Below are 18,440 nucleotides of genomic sequence, written 5' to 3'. Positions count from 1 at the left end.
AAATGCTGCAATCCATACAAAAAAAAAAGCCCTATAAAATATAAAAAGTTTATTTAATTAAGGAGAGAGATTTAACATGATTTTTAAAGTTTACTACCAGGAATCTAACAAGCAAGTTCCCGTACGTGAAAAAACAAAGACAATATACGTGGAAGCTGAATCTGAAAGAGATGTTCGGTCAAAAATAGCTGACCGCCAATATAACGTGGAGTATGTTGAGGCTGTAAAGGGTAATTATTTTGAATATGAAAAACAAAAAGAAGACTTTGAAGTATTGGAGATAGGATAATTTATGAAATTTGTAAAAAATGACCAAACTGCAGTTTTCGCATTGGGAGGACTAGGCGAAATCGGCAAAAACACCTATGGTGTGCAATTTCAGGACGAGATTATATTAATTGATGCAGGCATTAAATTTCCAGAAGATGAATTGCTTGGGATCGATTATGTTATTCCTGATTATTCATACCTGGTAAAGAATGAAGATAAAATCAAAGGTCTTTTCATCACCCATGGCCATGAAGACCATATTGGCGGTATTCCTTATTTATTGCGTGAAATCAATATTCCGATTTATGGAGGAAAACTTGCTCTAGGTTTAATCAAGAACAAGCTGGAAGAACACGGCTTATTGAGAAAAGCAAAACTGATTGAAATACAGGAAGATGACATCATCAAATTCCGCAAAACTTCGGTCACATTTTTCAGGACTACGCATAGTATTCCTGACTCATATGGCGTTGTTGTTAAAACTCCTCCAGGGCAAGTTGTCCACACAGGAGATTTCAAGTTCGATTTTACACCTGTCGGCGAACCGGCTAACTTAACGAAGATGGCTGAAATCGGAAAAGAAGGCGTACTATGCCTGCTTTCAGACAGCACAAATGCTGAAGTCCCACATTTTACGATGTCAGAACGCCGTGTTGGGGAAAGCATTCATGATATTTTTAGAAAAGTGGATGGCCGCATCATATTCGCTACATTCGCTTCAAACATCCATCGATTACAGCAGGTTGTTGAAGCTGCCGTAACGACAGGCAGAAAAGTAGCTGTATTTGGAAGAAGCATGGAATCAGCAATTAATATTGGACAAGATCTCGGCTATATTAATGCGCCTAAGGATACATTCATTGAGGCACAGCAAATAAATCGACTGCCTGCTAACCAGGTTACAATCCTTTGTACTGGAAGTCAGGGAGAACCTATGGCTGCTTTATCGAGAATCGCTAATGGCACTCACCGTCAAATCCAGATCCAGCCTGGCGATACAGTTGTATTTTCTTCATCACCTATACCAGGCAATACAATCAGCGTAAATCGTACGATCAACATGCTTTCTCGTGCAGGGGCTGATGTAATCCATGGATCTTTAAATGACATTCATACTTCAGGGCATGGCGGCCAGGAAGAACAAAAATTAATGCTTCGCCTGATCAAACCAAAATACTTTATGCCAATCCATGGTGAGTATCGTATGCAGAAGATGCATACAAAGCTTGCCACCGACTGTGGTGTTCCTGAGGAAAATTGCTTTATCATGGATAATGGTGAAGTACTGGCATTAGGCGATAATGAAGTTAGCATAGCAGGTAAGATTCCATCCGGAAATGTGTATATTGACGGCAGCGGAGTGGGTGATATCGGAAACATCGTTCTGCGTGATCGCCGCATCCTTTCTGAAGAAGGACTTGTTGTGGTTGTAGTCAGCATTAACATGAAGGAATTCAAAATTGCTGCAGGACCTGATCTGATATCCCGCGGATTCGTCTATATGAGGGAATCCGGCGATTTAATCAATGACGCCCAGAGCTTGATTAGCAAGCATTTAAACAAAGTAATGGAAAGAAAAACAACTCAGTGGTCCGAAATCAAAAATGAAATCACGGACACTTTAGCACCGTTCCTTTATGAGAAAACAAAACGCCGCCCGATGATCTTGCCGATCATTATGGAGGTTTAATAGGAAAAACCGTTGCAAATTGCAACGGTTTTTTTGTTCTCACTTTATTAATTTGTCTGTAGATTTCCGATCCAGGCGCTTGCTAACCGCAAGCTAGCTTCTGTACAAAAACTATGTTCAAAATCCATATTAGTTTTAAACAATGCTTGTCACTTAGCTGTTTGAATCGATATTATTATTCTCAGTGCGCCTAGTATATTTTCTGACAAAAAATATAATCACTGAAACGATAATGCCTACAATCAGCAAGATTGGCAGATTGCCGATCAAGAACACTATGATTCCTGAACCCGCTGACAGAATAATATTGATGTTATCAGCAAATTGTTTTTTAATCTTTTGCCAGGTGTTCAAGTTTTCGTTATCGATTTTTGGGACAGACACAGCATTTTCTTCCAGTGAAATCGTTACAGTAGATAAGGCTGACTGATTTTCAAGGAACTTTTTCCTGCCTAAAACTTGTTCTATTTCCTCCTGGACGTTCGCAAGGTCAGAAGAGATTTTCAACAAATCATCGGTCTTCTGTGCCTGCTTCATGAATTCAAGGAGCCTGGCTTCCACTGCCCTTTTAGACTTTAGTCTTGATTCAATGTCCACATATTCTTCTGTTACATCTTCACCGCTAACCTGACGATTATATACTTGTACCGATAAACCCTCTGCATCGGTCAGAAAAGCCTGGAAATGCTCCTGAGGAATCCTGAAGGTCATTGTGCCGCTCTGCTGTTCTCCATCATAACGGCTGGAACTGGAATTTACGATATATCCATTATAGATTTTAGCCTTTTGTTCGAGGGCATTACGTGTTTTTTCAAAGTTTTTCACTCTTAAATTCAATTCTGCATTATAGATGACCATTCGTTCCATAGCGGCATCAGCAGCGTTCGTTTTCGCTTTTCCGTCATCAGATTCATTATTTTCTACAGCCGAGTCTTTTTCTCCTTCAGAAAATGAAACATCGTTACTCTCAGAGTTATCCATGGATTCCGTTTTTGCACCCATATCACTGCTAGATTTACTTTCATCTGACATCCCGCCGCTGCAGCCTGCAAGCAAGAGAATAAATAACAAAATGACTGCCATTATCTTTTTCAACATCAACACGCCCCCTTATTTTAATCTGTTTAAGGATCAGACGGGTTTATTACAAAAATGTTACATTTATAGCAAAATAAACATCTCCTCAGTTTCTTGATTGTTGTTTATTTTTATTAACTGAGCTGCTAAAATTTCAAAATAGCAAAAGAAGCCTTCACAAAGAAGGCTTCTTATACGGCATCAAGCATATTGAATTGTGCCTGGACAAGATCGTAATATTCTCCTTTTTGATTCATAAGCTGTTCATGATTTCCCTTTTCAATGACAAGGCCATTTTCAAGAACGAAAATATTATCTGCTTCACGGATTGTCGACAGCCTGTGAGCGATAATAATCGCAGTTCTGCCTTTTAATAGGGTCTTCAAGGCATATTGGATTCTCATCTCAGTTTCCGTATCAATGCTAGCCGTAGCCTCATCCATGATGAGAATTTTAGGATTCGCCAGCAGGGCTCTGGCAAAGGAAAGAAGCTGCCTTTCACCAACAGAAAGAATATTGCCCCTCTCTTCTACCTCTGTTTGAAAACCGTTTGGGAGTTTTTCAATAAAATCAGCAGCACCAACTGCTTCAGCTGCAGCCTTCACCTCTTCATCAGTTGCCTCAGGCCTGCCAAAACGAATATTATCATAAATTGTCCCTGAGAAAATGAATGTATCCTGTAATACGATACTGATGTTCTTCCTCAGACTGCTGAGAGAAACATTCTTTAAATCATGTCCATCAACCAGTACCCTTCCTGCAGTAGGATCATAGAAACGGCTGATTAAGTTGGCGATTGTCGTTTTTCCTGAACCTGTATGGCCAACAAGAGCAACTGTCTGGCCAGCCTTTATCCCAAGGTTTATTCCTTTTAGTGCAATCCTCTTGTTGTCATATGAGAATACAGCCTTTTCAAATTGAATTTCCCCTCTGAGGTCGTTTAATTCTACAGGGTTATCTGCTTCTGATACAATCGGCTTCTCATCCAGGAATTCAAAGATTCTTTCAGAAGATGCCATTCCCATTAATAGCTGGTTGTATACCTGGCCAAGCCTTGATATGGGCTCCCAAAACATGCCTAGATAAAACGCAAATGAAACGAATACACCAATTGAGATTGTATCGCTTTGGATCAGATGTGCACCGTACCAGATTAAAACAGCGGTCCCCAGTGCGTTAGTCAATTCTACAAGCGGCCTGAACATGGCGTTCTTCTGCGATGCTGACTTCCAGCTCTGAAATGTTTCCTCATTGATTCCATCGAAGAAGGTCATGTTCTCTTTTTCCTGAGTAAACGACTGGGTAACCCTGATTCCCTGTATGCTTTCATTTAAGTGCGAATTAATCTTCGATTGTTTCAAACGAACATCTTGCCATGAACGCCTGATATTTTTTCTCAATTTCGTCGAAATCAAGAACATGATCGGCAAGATCACCATGATTGCCAGCGTTAATTGCGGACTTAATGAAAATAGTATAAAAAAGATTCCAATCAGGAGCACCATATCCATCAGAAGATTGATGACTCCATTTGTGAACAATTCCTGTAATGAGTTAATATCATTCATGATTCTTACCAAAATCGAACCGGCCGAACGCTGATCGAAGAAACGGTGCGACAGATTCTGGACATGGGTGAATAAGTGCTTACGCAAATCGTAAATGACGTTCTGCCCTAATTGATTCATCCAGCGTATCCTAAATATATTTGCGATGTATGCAGCTGAATAAAGGCCAGCAATTATAGCCACGAGCCAGAATAACATGTTAGCATCTTTGTTTTTCACTGCACGATCAAGTGTATAGATCCCAATAAGTATAGGGATAACAAGCCTGACGGCAGTTGTTATGAGAACCATCGCTATGGACAGTGGAACAAGCGATGCTTTATATGGAAGAATATAGCTGAAGAGCCTTAACATTTGCTTCCAATTAAAAGGCTTATCAATCACCTGGTCTGTTGAATATTGAAACCTTTTTAAAACCTGAGAATTACTTTTTTTGCTCAAAACCTTCCCCCCTTGTTTACCCGGACGATTCATAAAACTGTTTCAAAGAGTTTTATCCTGTTTGTGTGACCCCTTGGCGGTCTTTAAACTGAATCTCATATATTTTTTGATATGTTCCGCCATTTTTTATTAATTGTTCATGGGTACCCCGTTCAGCAATTGACCCATTATCCAGCACAAGAATTTCATCGGCATGCTTTAAGGAAGAGATCCTGTGTGCAATGATAAATGTCGTTCTTCCCTTCATCACTTCCAGCAACGCTTTTTGAATTTCAAATTCAGTTTCCATATCTACTGCGCTTGTGGCGTCATCAAGTACCAAGATGCTTGGGTTTATACAGATTGCCCTTGCTATAGCAATCCTTTGCTTTTGGCCGCCGGACAGGCCCATGCCTCTCTCACCGAGGATGGTATCATATCCATCAGGAAGCTCCATTATGAAGCTGTGGGCCTGCGCCCGTTTTGCAGCATCCACAATTTCATCCATCGTTGCGTCTGGCTTGCCGTAAGAAATATTTGCTTTAATTGATGAAGAAAATAGAAAGGATTCCTGCAGGACAATACCAATATTACTTCGAAGAGACCGTAAGGAATACTCCTTGATATCCCGTCCATCAATTAATACCTGCCCCTCTGCAGGCTCATAAAATCTCGTCATAAGCTGGGTAATGCTGGTTTTGCCTGAACCAGTGGATCCAATCAAGCCAATGGTCTGCCCAGGACGTGCTTTAAAGGAAATATCATATAGTGCTTCGTTTTCATCATTTCCATATCGAAGCGTTACGTTGCAAAATTGCACATCACCTGAAAGCTTTTCGGCTTCAATTGCTCCATCCTTATTATCGACCTCGGCATCAGCTTCAAGGATTTCTAATAACCTTTCTCCAGAAGCTTTTGACTGGGAAAATAGATTAACTACGAAGCCAAGGTTCATGATGGGCCACATGATGTACCACAGAAGGCTATAAAATGCTACGAGTTCTCCAGGCTTCAGGGAACCATTCATTACAAGATATCCACCATAGCCAAGCAGCAGGACCACACTAATGTTGCCCAAGAACTCCATTAATGGGAAATATTTTGCCCAAATATCTGAAGTGAATAGGTATTTGTCTTTATATTCACCATTGGAATCATTGAATCTCCCAATCTCATAACTCTCTCTCGACAGAGATTTTACGGTGTTGATTCCGCTGATGTTTTCCTGAACCTTTGTATTCAGTTTGCCAAAGGATTTTCTTATTCCCCTGAATGCAGGATGAACCGCCTTATCAAACTTATAAACAACTACTGCAAGAAAAGGCAAAGTCGCAAGAGTCACAAAGGTTAATGAAATAGAATAATAGAACATGACCGAGAAACTGATGCCAATTAACAGTACAAATCGGATCAGTTCAGAAAAGCCGAAGCTCAGGAAAAAACGAAACCCTTCTACGTCTGCTGTAAGCCGGGACATTAAATCACCAGTTTTGGCGTTATCATAATACCTGAAGGATAGGAACTGCAATTTTTCATAAAGTGAATTTCTCAGTTTATAAACCGAATGAATACCAAAGAGATCACCAGTATACTGATAAATATAAGTGCAAACCCCTTTTACCACCATGAAACCGACAAAACCGCCAGCAAGGATCGGTATCAGCTCATACCTGCCTCCCATGACTGCTTCATCAATCGTTTGCTGTAAAATCATTGGATAGATGACTGTAATAGCCGTTACAATCAGCATAAAAAAGATGGACCATAAAAACAAATTTTTGTATGGCCAGTAATACAACCTCAATTTTTTGAATGTCTCCATTCATGTACCCCCTTTGAATCAAAGCTTCTTTTTCTTTTGATTTGATAAAAAGCTGAAGTGATAAACTATGTTTCGCTGTGCTTTTTTACCAGAGATTATTAGGTCGATCTAAAAATCAAACTGGGTTTAAATAGTATGTATTTTACATATAGAGCTAAAAAGAAAAGCACGTATAAAATAATATATCGGGTTTCGAAATGTTTTTCCAGCTTTTTTCAAGAATTTTTTTATTTTTTTGTCAGTACGAATTATCTGATATTTAATCAGATAACATTCTTAACAACCCAATCCTCAAAATTCATAATAAGCATTTTAAATTTGACCCACAAAAAAGAGCCGATGGTAATCGGCTCTCCAGACGTGTTTTATTCAGTCTTTTCCAATTCGTCCAGGACACGGTTCACTCGCTTTTCAAGCATTTTCATGCCGCTTCCGCCTGCCTGGAAGTGTCTTAGTTTTCCATCCTTATCAAAAACATAATATGCAGGAACATATTGATTTTCAAAGGCTTCTGTCAATTTGTGTTCGCTGTCCACGAAGATTGGTTGTGAAATGCTGTGCTCAGCTGCAACCTTCTTGATTTCTTCAAGGTTCAAGTCATCCTCAGACCGTGGCATATGAACAGCAATCACGTTCAGCTTATCTTTATAATTATCGCGGAACTCATTGACCTGAGGCATTGCTTCCTTGCAGAGATGGCAGCTGATTGACCAGAAATGAATCAAGGTCGGCTTTTCTCCGACTAATTGCTCCTTTGTCACTTCTCCATTTAGCCATTCTGTCGCGCCAGTCAATTCCGGCATTGGTTCACGTAGTTTCATAATAGCACCCCTCTTATTATAAAAAATTTTGCTTTTCGTTATTAAGAAAAAGACCTAACTTTTGTTAGGTCTTTTAAATTATCATAGTGTTTGACGCTACGATTAAAGAGTAGCTTGTCCAGGCTTCCAGTTTGCAGGGCAAAGGCCGCCAGTTTGTAGTGCTTGAAGTACACGTAGAGTTTCATCAACATCACGGCCGATGTTGTTATGGTTAACAACAGAGTACATTAATTCGCCTTCTGGGCTGATGATATACAATCCGCGAAGTGCTACGCCTTCTTCTTCGATTAAAACGCCATATTCACGCGACACAACGTGATTAGTGTCAGCTGCTAATGGATATTTAAGATCGCCAAGACCGTTTTCTTTGCGGTCAGTTTTAATCCATGCAAGGTGAGTGTGGATTGTATCAGTTGATACGCCGATTACTTCTGCATCAAGGTCTTCGAACTCATCGTAACGGTCAGACATAGCTGTGATTTCAGTTGGGCATACAAAAGTGAAATCCATTGGATAGAAGAAAAGAACTGTCCACTTGTCGTTCTTCATGTTTTCTTCAAGACTTACTTTTCCGAATTCCTTATTTGCTAATACTGCGTCCATTTCAAAGCGTGGTGCTTGCTTACCTACCATACGTTCTGGCATGTAAAATCCCTCCATTACAATAATTTTATTTAAGATGCCTCTGGGCATCTGTTAAACCTTATGTTTCTAAATATATCAGAATAATTGTTTGTAGTCAATCTTAAATTATAATTAATTTAAATAAGTATTAATTATAATTCCTGATCTTTGTCCCACCTTAATTGTTTTGCCCAAACTGTTATAAATTTAAACGGATCTCGCAGCTATGCAGACAACTGGAAAATATAACTTATTCCGAATATTAGTTTAACATGCTTTTTATTTGGGACAAAATGATAAGCCTTTATCCACGAAAAAAAAGCAAGATGGGATTTAATTCATTCTGCCCTCTTGCTTTTTGTCCCATCTGCCTACTTGCTCTTATATTCTATATAATTGCTTAATAAATCTATTGCAGCTCCAATTGCTTTTTCATCCGGATTCAGTTTAGCGTGGTGAAGTCCGTATCCCGAATCCACCCCAAGCCAGAACATGAATCCTGGAATATCTTTTAACATATAACCGAAATCTTCCCCTGTCATGGCCTCTCTGCAAACGATCATATTAATATTCTCATTTGCTCCTGCAAAACTGATAAATTCGCTTGTTAATTCCTCATGATTATAAACCTGATGGTACATGGAGCCATAATCTATCGCTGTTTTGCACTGATAACCCACTTCAATCCCCTTCACCAGTGCCTCAATTCGTTCTTTCACCTTAAACATGGAATCTACAGAAAGAGTACGGATGGTACCCTCAATTCTCGCTGTCTCGGCAATGATGTTTTGCACGGTACCGCCTGTAATTTTACCAATAGTGACGACTGCACTATCCAGCGGGTCAATATTCCTAGCGACAATCGACTGCAGCTGTGTAACAAGCGCACACGCAGCGACGATCATATCATTTGTATGATGAGGATAAGCTGCATGTCCTCCTTTCCCTTCAAGATCGATGAAAAGTTCTGAAGTATTGGCAAACAGGAGTCCTTCCCTCGTTGCGATGGTCCCAACTGGATATTCCGGAGCAATATGCAGGGCGATGATCATATCCGGCTTCCACTCTGCCATGATATCGGTCGCAAGCATCGGCTCTGCACCGCCAGGCCCCTCCTCAGCAGGCTGGAAAATAAAAAGTAGATCATCGTCAATAGGATGGCTGACAAAATGCGTGATCAGTCCTAGTGCAATGCTCATATGTAAATCATGTCCACATGCATGCATTTGGCCCTCGTGCAGGGATTTAAACTCAAGCCCAGTACCCTCGGTGATTGGGAGACCATCAATGTCTGCACGGTATCCAATCATTTTTTTAGGGTTTTCACCCTGGATTTTGACAAAGATCCCCGTTTCCCAAGTTTTTATTTCCAATCGCTCTCCAGTGAGCTGGTGCAAATAATGAAGAAGATAAGCCTGAGTTTTATATTCTTTGAAACCAAGCTCTGGAATCTTGTGCAAGTCTCTTCTGATTTTTATAAAAGTTTCATGCTCCATAATGTTCTCTCCCTTATAAAAGAAAGCGCGGATCATGTATCCACGCTTTCTCGCTTTTATAGCTGGCGAAGCTCCTGTTTGATTTCAGTTTTTGATTTTGTTTTTTCATCGATTTCCTTGATCACGCGCGCAGGAGTTCCTGCAACCACAGTATAAGGAGGCACATCATCAATAACGATAGCACCGGCAGCTACTACTGCTCCCTTACCGACAGTAACTCCTTCAAGGACAACTGCATTTGCTCCAATCACTACATCATCTTCAACTATAACTGGTTTAGCAGAAGGTGGTTCAATAACTCCCGCAAGGACAGATCCTGCTCCAATATGGCAATTCTTGCCCACAGTTGCGCGGCCGCCAAGCACTACGTTCATATCAATCATTGTGCCTTCGCCAATCACTGCACCGATATTGATGGAAGCACCCATCATGATAACAGCATTGTCACCAATTTCAACCTGATCCCTGATGATTGCTCCAGGCTCAATACGCGCTTTGATGTTTTTCATGTCCAGCAATGGAATAGCTGAGTTCCTGCGATCATTTTCTACAACATAGTCTTCAATCTTCGCCTGATTGGATTCAAGAGCAGGATTGATTTCTGCCCACTCCCCAAAAATGACGCCTGTATTCCCAGTGATGAAGGTTTTTGAGTTAGCCCCAAAGTCGATCCCCTCAAGGTCTCCTTTTACATACACCTTAACTGGTGTTGCTTTTTTGCTATTTTGTATAAACGAAATAATTTCGTTTGCATCCATCATTTTCATATTTCTTACCTCCAAGTATGTATTTTTTCAAAAGCTCTTTTCATCAGCTTAGTGTTAAATTGCCAAAATAATATTCACACAGATTAGCATGTAATAAGAAAGCTGCAAATCATACGAAAAGTGCCTTGAAAACTGCTTTTTCTAAAAATTACTTTAACAAACAAAAGTATTGAAAACAAGAAAAACTATTTTACTTTCTTGTTTGAATCAACAATATGTTCCTTGACGATCTCGATAAATGCCTGCACCTGCTTTAATTGAAAAGCAGATTCATAACCAAGAAGCCATGTATCGCGCCCTAACGGCTCATTATTTTCATCATGCAATGGAACTTTGAAGATGTCTTTCTCCGCTCCATTCAGCGTAATCGCTGGAAGTATTGCGTAACCTATCCCATTGAATGTCATTTGTTTACACGTTTCGATCTGGTCCACAATGATCGTCCTCCGAGGGGCAGTCTGAAATTGTCTTAGCCACCAATCTTGGATTTCTTGATAATAATTCGAGTCACTTTTAAATTGGATGAAAGGTCTGTCTGTCTCGAGTACCTGCTCGGGACTAGTAATTTCCGTATCAACCAGATATAAGCTGTCCTTAAAAAGATGGATTTTAACCCCTTTCCAATCAGGAGTTCCCCGAATGATTCCAATATGGACTTGATCTTCATATAATGCTTTTGAAATCTCGCTGCTCCAGCCTGTGACGAGGGATATTTTAGCCTGAGGGTACCGGCTGACATATTTTTTCAGCACCTGTGGAAGCCAGTTTTGTCCGACAATGGATGCCACCGCAATTTTTAGCGTTCCATACACTTCAGAGTTTAATGCATGGATTGATTCTCGTGCTTTTTCCTCTCTGGAGATTGTTTCATTTACAAATTGAATGACCACCTCTCCAGCCGGTGTTAAAGTAAGACCTTTTTGTGAGCGAAGGAATAATTTAGCACCCCAATCTTTTTCGATTGTCTGAAGTCTTTGTGAGAGGGCTGGCTGTGAAACAAAAAGTCTTTCTGACGCTTTTCTCATATTCATTTCCTGTGCAAGTACAGATAGAAGGTGAAACTCTGAAATCGATGACATATTGAACCTCTTAATAAGTTTTACTTATATTTTATCCAAAAATGAAGCATCTTTCATTATTAATATTAGTAAGACTACAAAAAAAAACTGCAAATCATTCTGCAGTTTTTTCTTTCTTGGGCAAGAAAAGGATGAAGAGCATACTAACTACCGCGAAAACCAAAACAACAAGATACACAGAATGCAATGCATTTGTCAGAGCGTTCTGAAGAATCTCTTTTAGTTCTAGTGGCAGTTTCATTCTCTCTGTTTCCTTCAAAAGAACGTTAGTGGTATCAAGGGACAGATCCTGGCCATCGGCAACATTCTTTTTCATAAAACTGATGATGCTGCTATTGAGGATGCCGCCAAGCAGGGCGGCTCCGACCGTGTTACCAAGATTCCTCATAAACATATTGGCGGCTGTTGCAATACCTCTCTGCTGCCACGCCACGGTGCTTTGTATGGAAACGATGAACGCAGTGCTGGTAAGACCCATTCCAACACCTACTAAAAAAGAACCTGCCGCAGCCCACAGTGGACCAGCCTCTGGTGTTAACGTTACAAACATAACACTGCCCAAAATTAATGCCGCTCCACCAATTAAGGAAGTCGTTCGATATCCTATATTTAAAAGGAGTCTTCCGGCAACTGCAGCTGCGATTGGCCAGCCAATCGACATAGACGTCAGCGTAAACCCAGCTACAATTGGTGAACGTTCCATAACCCCCTGTACAAAGGCAGGCAGAAAACTGGATATACCAATCAGCATGACACCTGTAGTAAGCGAGGTCATGTTCGCAATGAAAATGGACCGCTCACGCCAAATATTGAAAGGCATCATCGGTTCTTCCGCTCTTTGTTCCTGAAAAATAAACAAGAAAAACGCTACAATACTGATCCCTGTCAACCCTATTGTATTTAAGGATGTCCATGCCCAGTTTGTTCCTGCCTCGACAAAGACTATCATTAATGAGCTAATCGACACAGTCAGGAGAATTGCACCAGGATAGTCAATTTTATGTTTCTTTTTCTCTACATTTTCATGGAGAAATAACCAGAGGCCGGCGATGGCCAGGACTCCAAGCGGAACATTAATCCAGAATACATAACGCCAGCTTACATACTCTACAAGCAGTCCTCCTAGTGCTGGACCAGTGATTGCTGAGATGCCCCAGACACTGGATAGGTAGCCTTGGATTTTCGCCCGTTCTTCCTTTGTATAAATATCCCCTACAATCGTTGTAGCTATTGGCGCGACTGCTCCAGCGCCAAACCCCTGAATGAATCTGAATAATATCAGCATTTCCATTGTTTCAGCCATTCCGCACAAAATTGAACCAATCAAGAAGATGATTATTCCAAATGTTAAAATTGGCTTCCGTCCAAATAAATCCGATAATTTTCCATATATAAGGACTGTAACGGCATTCATCAAAAGATACGCTGAGAAAACCCAGCTGTACAAAGCGAACCCGCCTAGTTCTCCTACAATAGCTGGCATGGCGGTTGAAATGATAGTTCCTTCAATCGCCCCCATAAACATTGCAAGCATAACTGTGACCAAAACGAGCGGTCGTTTGGTCTCCCGTCTAAGCGTTTTTTGCTTTGTAATATCTGCTTGTCCCATACCATCTTTCACCTCTGTCTAAATAAAAAATTCAGCCCCCGCGGACGGGAGCTGGAACATGCCCTAATTCTTATAAGGCCTTTTTACTTGTTTAGATAATTGCAGTAAAACGGTCCGCCTTGTCAGGATTCCCTCAAATATACCGGATTCATCTTCAATACAAAGAAATGGATGATCGACAAGAAGATCTAAAGAGGACTTTAGAGTTGAGTGGATGCTGATTCTAGGAATTTTCTTATTCATGGCTTCTTCAACCCGTTTTTTTTCAAGTTGCTCAAATTCTATTCTCTCGAGTCCAAGGATTGAATCCATTATGATTGGTGTGCTGATCAAGCCCAGGAGGCGATAGTGGGGGTCCAGGACTGGAATTGCTGTATAACCGCTTTTCGTTAAAACTAGAAGAGCATGCTCTAAGCTGTTGCCAATTTGCACATGGGCAACCCGTTCAGAAGGAATCATTAAATCTTTAATGTTTATTTCTAAAAACTCTCCGCTGTGAAGACTAATCATGGCGAAAACTCCCTAAAATGGATTTCTTTCTTCTCCATTTTATCATAATTCATTTGCAGACGCTTTCAATTAGTTTGCACTAAAGAATTGATCATTATCAAAAGATTGTATAGCCAAGTGTGCAATGTCCTAAGCTTATATATGTAGAACGATTTCTTTTACGATACATTCTGTGTTTTGACTCATGTATGGTCGTGAACACCATATCGATCATACAACACTATTGCCGCTTAATTGGCAATTTAAATGTTTTTCAAGCTTACATAAAAGAAATAAAAAAAGGAACCAGCTGGTTCCTTTTTTTATGGGGAATATTATTGAATCAGATCAAAAATCTCGATCGTAATCATATCAATATTGTCGAACTGGTATTTCTTCGGCTTTTCTTTTTCATTATATATTTCCAATTCGTATGTTTCAGTTTTCGGATGGTATGTAACCTGGCACTTACGCTCTCCGTTTACCTCAAAAAAGCGTTGTGCAGGTTCACCTCCGTTAGACTGCTCTTGCAAGTTCTTTAATCGTGTGATGATTCCCTGAAGCTGTGACATTGCTCCCTCTCCTTTCAAAGCGAAAACCAATTATCTATCAATAGGTTTCTCAATTGGCATATTTATATCCATGTAAAATGATTTCAGAATATTCTATACTTTATTCTTTACATGTCAATATTAACAGAATAAAATATTGTAAGGCGTTGTACAAGTAAAAGCTACGCGAAAGGAGTGTTTTTTTGAAAAAACCAGCAAGGTTATCCGAAAATATCTATCTAATTGATGATTTTGATTTAAGTATGACTGAACGCACCGGGACATATGTGCTTTTAGAAGAAAAAATAACGCTAATAGAAACTTCTGCCAGTCCTTCGATCCCATTTATCTTAGAGGGTCTGGAATCACTTAAAGTTACACCTGCGGACATTGCTTACATAATTGTTACTCATATCCATCTCGATCATGCTGGAGGTGCAGGACTGCTGCTGGAGCATTGCCCCCAGGCAAAAGTTATTGTTCATCCAAAAGGAGCAAGACATTTAGCTGACCCCTCAAGGTTAATTGCGGGAGCTAAAGCTGTGTATGGAGAAAAATTCACCGAACTATTCGATCCAATTCTGGAAATACCAGAAGACCGGATCATCACGAAAGGTGATGGTGATACATTGGTTATTGGAGAAGAATTGACATTGCAGTTCTTCGATACTCCAGGACATGCAAATCACCATTTCAGTATACATCACCCAGCAACTAATGGAATATTCAGTGGAGACACTGCGGGTATCTATTATCCGCAAATTCACCGCGAAGACATAGAATTTTATCTACCATCCACTTCTCCAAATCAGTTCGACCCAGAAAAAATGATTCAGTCGATCAATAAGTACAAGGAACTGCGAGTCGAACGGATTTATTTTGGCCATTATGGAATGTCAGAAAATCCTGCTGAAGCATTCAAGCAAGTTGAGTACTGGCTGGAAATTTTCTTAACGGAAGCTAAACATGCGGTAACAACTTGCGAGGGTACTGCCCAAAGGATCGAGGAAGTTACCAAAAGACTCTTTGATAAAATAAAAGAATATTTGACTAACCACGGCTTGGCAGAAAATCATTCTATATTTGAGTTGCTGTATTTGGATATTAATGTAAGTTCGATGGGACTGGTCCATTATTTAGAAAAAGATTCAGGAGGAAATCGTTAAATGAGTGACATCATCGTCTATACACAGAACGAATGCCCACCATGCAAAATTGTTAAAATGTTCCTAACCGAATACGGTTTTTCGTTTTCAGAAAAAAATATTCATGAAGACGAAAAAAGCAGGCAGGAACTAACTGATCGTTATGGTTCATACTCTACACCTACTATCGTAGTCGGCACCGAGGTTATAATTGGATTTGACATTGGAAAGTTAAAGCTGGTACTGAATGTCATTGATTAATCAATTAACAACAATAAAAGAGGTGCCTCCTGGCACCTCTTTTCATTGGCCTCCCGGTCCACTTTACAATAAACCAAATAAAAGTGTTTTGTTTTCATTCCTAAATATAACCCCTAATTCGATGAAGGTTTTGAACGATGCAAAATTCGGACCAAAAACAAGAGAATTAGCATGTTGTTTTTTATCCAGGTTTACTTTGGATACTTCCTTCTTTTCCGCTTTTTCTGGATAGGCCTTATTAATGACCTCTTCAGGAATCTTATCATTCATATAATCTGCTACCTTCCAGCTGCCCTGTTCCTTTACTATTTTCAATCCTTCATAATGGCTGTCATAGCTTACCGGACCCTCGCCATTCCCAGGGAAATATTCAAGAACATAAATTTCGTCTTTCACCTCAACCACTTTTGTTTTTTCAGAGAATGCGTAAAACGGGATGTAATAAGGGGCAAAATCTGTTCCATATGTCTGGTATTGATTTTCCTGTCCAACCACATTTTCTTTTATAAACAATGATTTATAGTCTTCTGTAAAATACGGTTCAAGAATACTTTCAATTCCTTCCATTGACCTTCCCTGCTCACTCAAGGAAACCTGCGCATCGAACGCTTTCCCGAGAAATTCAAATACTTGCTCTCTGTCCATTGATTCAGATTGGGCATAAGTGTTAGAAGGAACTACCCATATTAGTATTGAAAAAAATAACAATAATAGCCATGATCGCTTGTCCATTTTTCCTTCCCCTTTCTTCAGGAATGTAAATATCATTTTACCAACATTTACCCTAGAGGATTACGTAATTCATTCGCAAAAAAACATCAACTTATGACATAAAATACGATTGTTAGATACAATTTACCCTTAAAAAAATCGAACTAACGCAAAAGTCAAAAAAAATGTAATTAAAGCGGGATTTTCCTCTATGGTTTCAGTTATCAGTACCACACTTGTCTGTTAATACCCGTTCCAGGTACTCGCTTTCGAGGCGTCAGGTAAGCCTGCAGGACACTGAAAAGCTTCCTCGAACCTGCCCACCCACGCTGGAAATTCCTTAGCATTTCTGGAGGAGTCGAGTGCCCTCCGCTCCAATCTACAGGTGCAAAAAATCAACCTTGAATTTTACACAGCCTTTAGAATAAAAAAAACCCCCATAAGGAGGTTAATATCTTGCTGTTGTTACCGCGAAATATACAACGAACAGCAATGCTATGGAAAGCACAATAATATATGTCAGGAATACCGGATTTCGAATATAGGCGTGTTCCTGGACGGCACCTGGAATCTGTGAATCCAGATTGGCATCTGATCTTTTCTGTGCTTTGCCAAATGACCAAGTATAGAAAAGACCTGCAACCAGCACTCCGGCCCCCGCCAATAGCAAAATTGTTGTAAAAAAGCTCATGTTAATCCCCCTTTGAGAAGGCTGTTTATATATAAATTGTGCTATTTCCGCAATGCTATTCGTCTCTTATCTTGTCAAAATAAACCTTCTTTTTGAGACAGGTATGCTGAGTTTAAATCAACGAACAAAAATTCTGTTTCGTTTAACGGCAATGAAAATGTCCGAATTACCTCTCCCGTTTCTATATCGCTGTAACGATCTGATAAAATGCCCTTTTTCCCAGTCCTCATCCTGATGATGTTTTCAAGGAAGTATGGTCGCCAGCTCCAATTTTTATCCATATATTCTGGCTGAATCAACCATTTTTCTCCTGTATTATATAAATTTGGAGATTTTTGAAAACCGTCTTCATCACAAATGTACATTCTAAAGGCCATCTCCTCCAGACTTTTACCAAGGGAAATCAATAATTCATTGCTATTTTGGTTTTTCTTATTACGGCTAATTAAATCCTGAAATTTTGAATTCAGTTCACTTCTCAAATTAAAGAAAGATTGCAGTCTTTTCTTTTCGGATAAAATAAAGCCATGAATTTCTTTCTTTAATTTTTCCTTTAAAATAGTCCGGCTGACTAACGCTTCATAAGGTTTTTGAAGATAAAACCCTTGATAAAACCTGCCGCCGTTTTTCCAGGCAAATTGCAATTGATACGTTGTTTCAATATTTTCAAACAACAAAGTAGCCCCAATTTTCCGGGCAAGAATCGATAAGGAATGAAGGACATCAAGGTAAGCTGAGCCTGCTGAATTCGAACGTAATGACGACATATCAATCTTTAGGATTTCTGGTTCAAGATCTGCGATCCGGTCTAGATGGTTGCTCTCGTTCCCAACCTTATCGATGGCGATTTTGATCCCATAGGATTTGTAATAACTTAATAAATGCTCAATATGGCTATGGCTATTTTCTTTACCATATGTCCGATCAGATATTTCAAGGACGATTTGGTTGGGATGGATGCCTTTTTCTTTAAAACTAAGAATAAGCTGTAAAAATTGTTCCCCGTCATCAAGCATCAATAACTCGGCATCGCGGTTTACAAACCACATGACATCATCTTTCTCTGATAGAGAAGCGATTTCAAGCGCCTTGGTCAAAACCGTATTATCGACTTCAATTCGATACTCTTCAGGAATATTTTCATCTAGAAAAAATGGGCCCAAACTAACTGTTTCTTTCTCGCTTTTATATCTCCCTAAAATCTCATAACCGACAATGCGATGCTCTTCCGCATTAAAAATAGGCTGAAAATAAGGAATGACATGATCAAGATCTGTCAAAATATCAAGCGCGTCCATAAAATAACACCTCCCCCGTCTAATTAGCACACCAGTATTTTGTTAGATCGA

18 protein-coding genes are annotated in these 18,440 nt (G+C 39.7%); 4 read left to right on the top strand and 14 right to left on the bottom strand.

The features are described from left to right. Positions 1-76 precede the first annotated feature (76 nt). Positions 77-289 (top strand): DNA-dependent RNA polymerase subunit epsilon, encoded by a 213-nt coding sequence (locus V7201_RS22525; RefSeq protein WP_335378996.1) that lies wholly within the window; start codon positions 77-79, stop codon positions 287-289. Positions 290-292: 3 nt separating this feature from the next. Continuing rightward, on the top strand, positions 293-1,960 hold the full coding sequence (rnjA, locus tag V7201_RS22520) for a ribonuclease J1 (RefSeq protein ID WP_335378995.1): 1,668 nt from the start codon (positions 293-295) through the stop codon (positions 1,958-1,960). A 153-nt stretch (positions 1,961-2,113) separates the two neighbouring features. Here rnjA and V7201_RS22515 read toward each other — a convergent pair whose 3' ends face one another. The 11 genes from V7201_RS22515 to V7201_RS22465 all read right to left on the bottom strand — a co-directional run bounded on the left by V7201_RS22515 (position 2,114) and on the right by V7201_RS22465 (position 14,304). Beyond that, positions 2,114-3,058: a DUF4349 domain-containing protein gene (locus V7201_RS22515; RefSeq protein WP_335378994.1), complete on the bottom strand. Its 945-nt coding sequence runs from the start codon at positions 3,056-3,058 to the stop codon at positions 2,114-2,116. A 170-nt stretch (positions 3,059-3,228) separates the two neighbouring features. Continuing rightward, on the bottom strand, positions 3,229-5,046 hold the full coding sequence (locus tag V7201_RS22510) for an ABC transporter ATP-binding protein (RefSeq protein ID WP_438825093.1): 1,818 nt from the start codon (positions 5,044-5,046) through the stop codon (positions 3,229-3,231). Positions 5,047-5,098: 52 nt separating this feature from the next. After that, the gene (locus tag V7201_RS22505) at positions 5,099-6,847 is read right to left on the bottom strand and encodes an ABC transporter ATP-binding protein (RefSeq protein WP_335378992.1); all 1,749 of its coding nucleotides are present in this window, start codon (positions 6,845-6,847) and stop codon (positions 5,099-5,101) included. A 365-nt stretch (positions 6,848-7,212) separates the two neighbouring features. Beyond that, positions 7,213-7,668 (bottom strand): TlpA family protein disulfide reductase, encoded by a 456-nt coding sequence (locus V7201_RS22500; protein ID WP_335378991.1) that lies wholly within the window; start codon positions 7,666-7,668, stop codon positions 7,213-7,215. A gap of 102 nt (positions 7,669-7,770) precedes the next feature. Next, positions 7,771-8,313, bottom strand: coding sequence for a peroxiredoxin (locus tag V7201_RS22495; RefSeq protein ID WP_251478023.1), 543 nt, complete (start codon positions 8,311-8,313; stop codon positions 7,771-7,773). Between the two features lie 350 nt (positions 8,314-8,663). Continuing rightward, positions 8,664-9,788, bottom strand: coding sequence for an N-acetyldiaminopimelate deacetylase (locus tag V7201_RS22490; RefSeq protein WP_335378990.1), 1,125 nt, complete (start codon positions 9,786-9,788; stop codon positions 8,664-8,666). Between the two features lie 56 nt (positions 9,789-9,844). Next, the gene (gene dapD / locus V7201_RS22485; RefSeq protein ID WP_335378989.1) at positions 9,845-10,555 is read right to left on the bottom strand and encodes a 2,3,4,5-tetrahydropyridine-2,6-dicarboxylate N-acetyltransferase; all 711 of its coding nucleotides are present in this window, start codon (positions 10,553-10,555) and stop codon (positions 9,845-9,847) included. 185 nt (positions 10,556-10,740) lie between these two features. Beyond that, positions 10,741-11,634, bottom strand: coding sequence for a LysR family transcriptional regulator (locus V7201_RS22480; protein ID WP_335378988.1), 894 nt, complete (start codon positions 11,632-11,634; stop codon positions 10,741-10,743). A 94-nt stretch (positions 11,635-11,728) separates the two neighbouring features. Continuing rightward, entirely contained in the window at positions 11,729-13,243 is a 1,515-nt protein-coding gene (locus V7201_RS22475) for an MDR family MFS transporter (RefSeq protein ID WP_335378987.1), read from the bottom strand. Between the two features lie 63 nt (positions 13,244-13,306). Further along, the gene (cbpB, locus tag V7201_RS22470) at positions 13,307-13,753 is read right to left on the bottom strand and encodes a cyclic-di-AMP-binding protein CbpB (RefSeq protein ID WP_335378986.1); all 447 of its coding nucleotides are present in this window, start codon (positions 13,751-13,753) and stop codon (positions 13,307-13,309) included. A 314-nt stretch (positions 13,754-14,067) separates the two neighbouring features. Further along, complete coding sequence (locus tag V7201_RS22465) at positions 14,068-14,304, bottom strand: YkuJ family protein (RefSeq protein ID WP_251478007.1); 237 nt, start codon at positions 14,302-14,304, stop codon at positions 14,068-14,070. 182 nt (positions 14,305-14,486) lie between these two features. Between V7201_RS22465 and V7201_RS22460 the strand changes: the two genes are divergently transcribed. Next, positions 14,487-15,449, top strand: a complete 963-nt coding sequence (locus V7201_RS22460; protein WP_335378985.1) for an MBL fold metallo-hydrolase — start codon at positions 14,487-14,489, stop codon at positions 15,447-15,449. Next, complete coding sequence (locus V7201_RS22455; protein ID WP_335378984.1) at positions 15,450-15,689, top strand: glutaredoxin family protein; 240 nt, start codon at positions 15,450-15,452, stop codon at positions 15,687-15,689. It begins immediately after the preceding gene. Positions 15,690-15,752: 63 nt separating this feature from the next. On the opposite strand, the gene V7201_RS22450 is transcribed toward V7201_RS22455, so the two are convergent. The 3 genes from V7201_RS22450 to V7201_RS22440 all read right to left on the bottom strand — a co-directional run bounded on the left by V7201_RS22450 (position 15,753) and on the right by V7201_RS22440 (position 18,389). Continuing rightward, positions 15,753-16,421 (bottom strand): DUF3993 domain-containing protein, encoded by a 669-nt coding sequence (locus tag V7201_RS22450; RefSeq protein WP_335378983.1) that lies wholly within the window; start codon positions 16,419-16,421, stop codon positions 15,753-15,755. Positions 16,422-16,848: 427 nt separating this feature from the next. After that, positions 16,849-17,091 (bottom strand): hypothetical protein, encoded by a 243-nt coding sequence (locus tag V7201_RS22445; protein WP_335378982.1) that lies wholly within the window; start codon positions 17,089-17,091, stop codon positions 16,849-16,851. Between the two features lie 74 nt (positions 17,092-17,165). After that, positions 17,166-18,389, bottom strand: coding sequence for an EAL domain-containing protein (locus V7201_RS22440; RefSeq protein WP_335378981.1), 1,224 nt, complete (start codon positions 18,387-18,389; stop codon positions 17,166-17,168). Between the last annotated feature and the right edge of the window lie 51 nt (positions 18,390-18,440).

The organism is Bacillus sp. JJ1122, from assembly GCF_036964885.1.
In the GTDB taxonomy this organism is placed as follows: domain Bacteria; phylum Bacillota; class Bacilli; order Bacillales; family Cytobacillaceae; genus Mesobacillus.
Note: the sequence above shows the minus strand (reverse complement) of the source record. Positions and strands in the feature narration are given on the sequence as shown.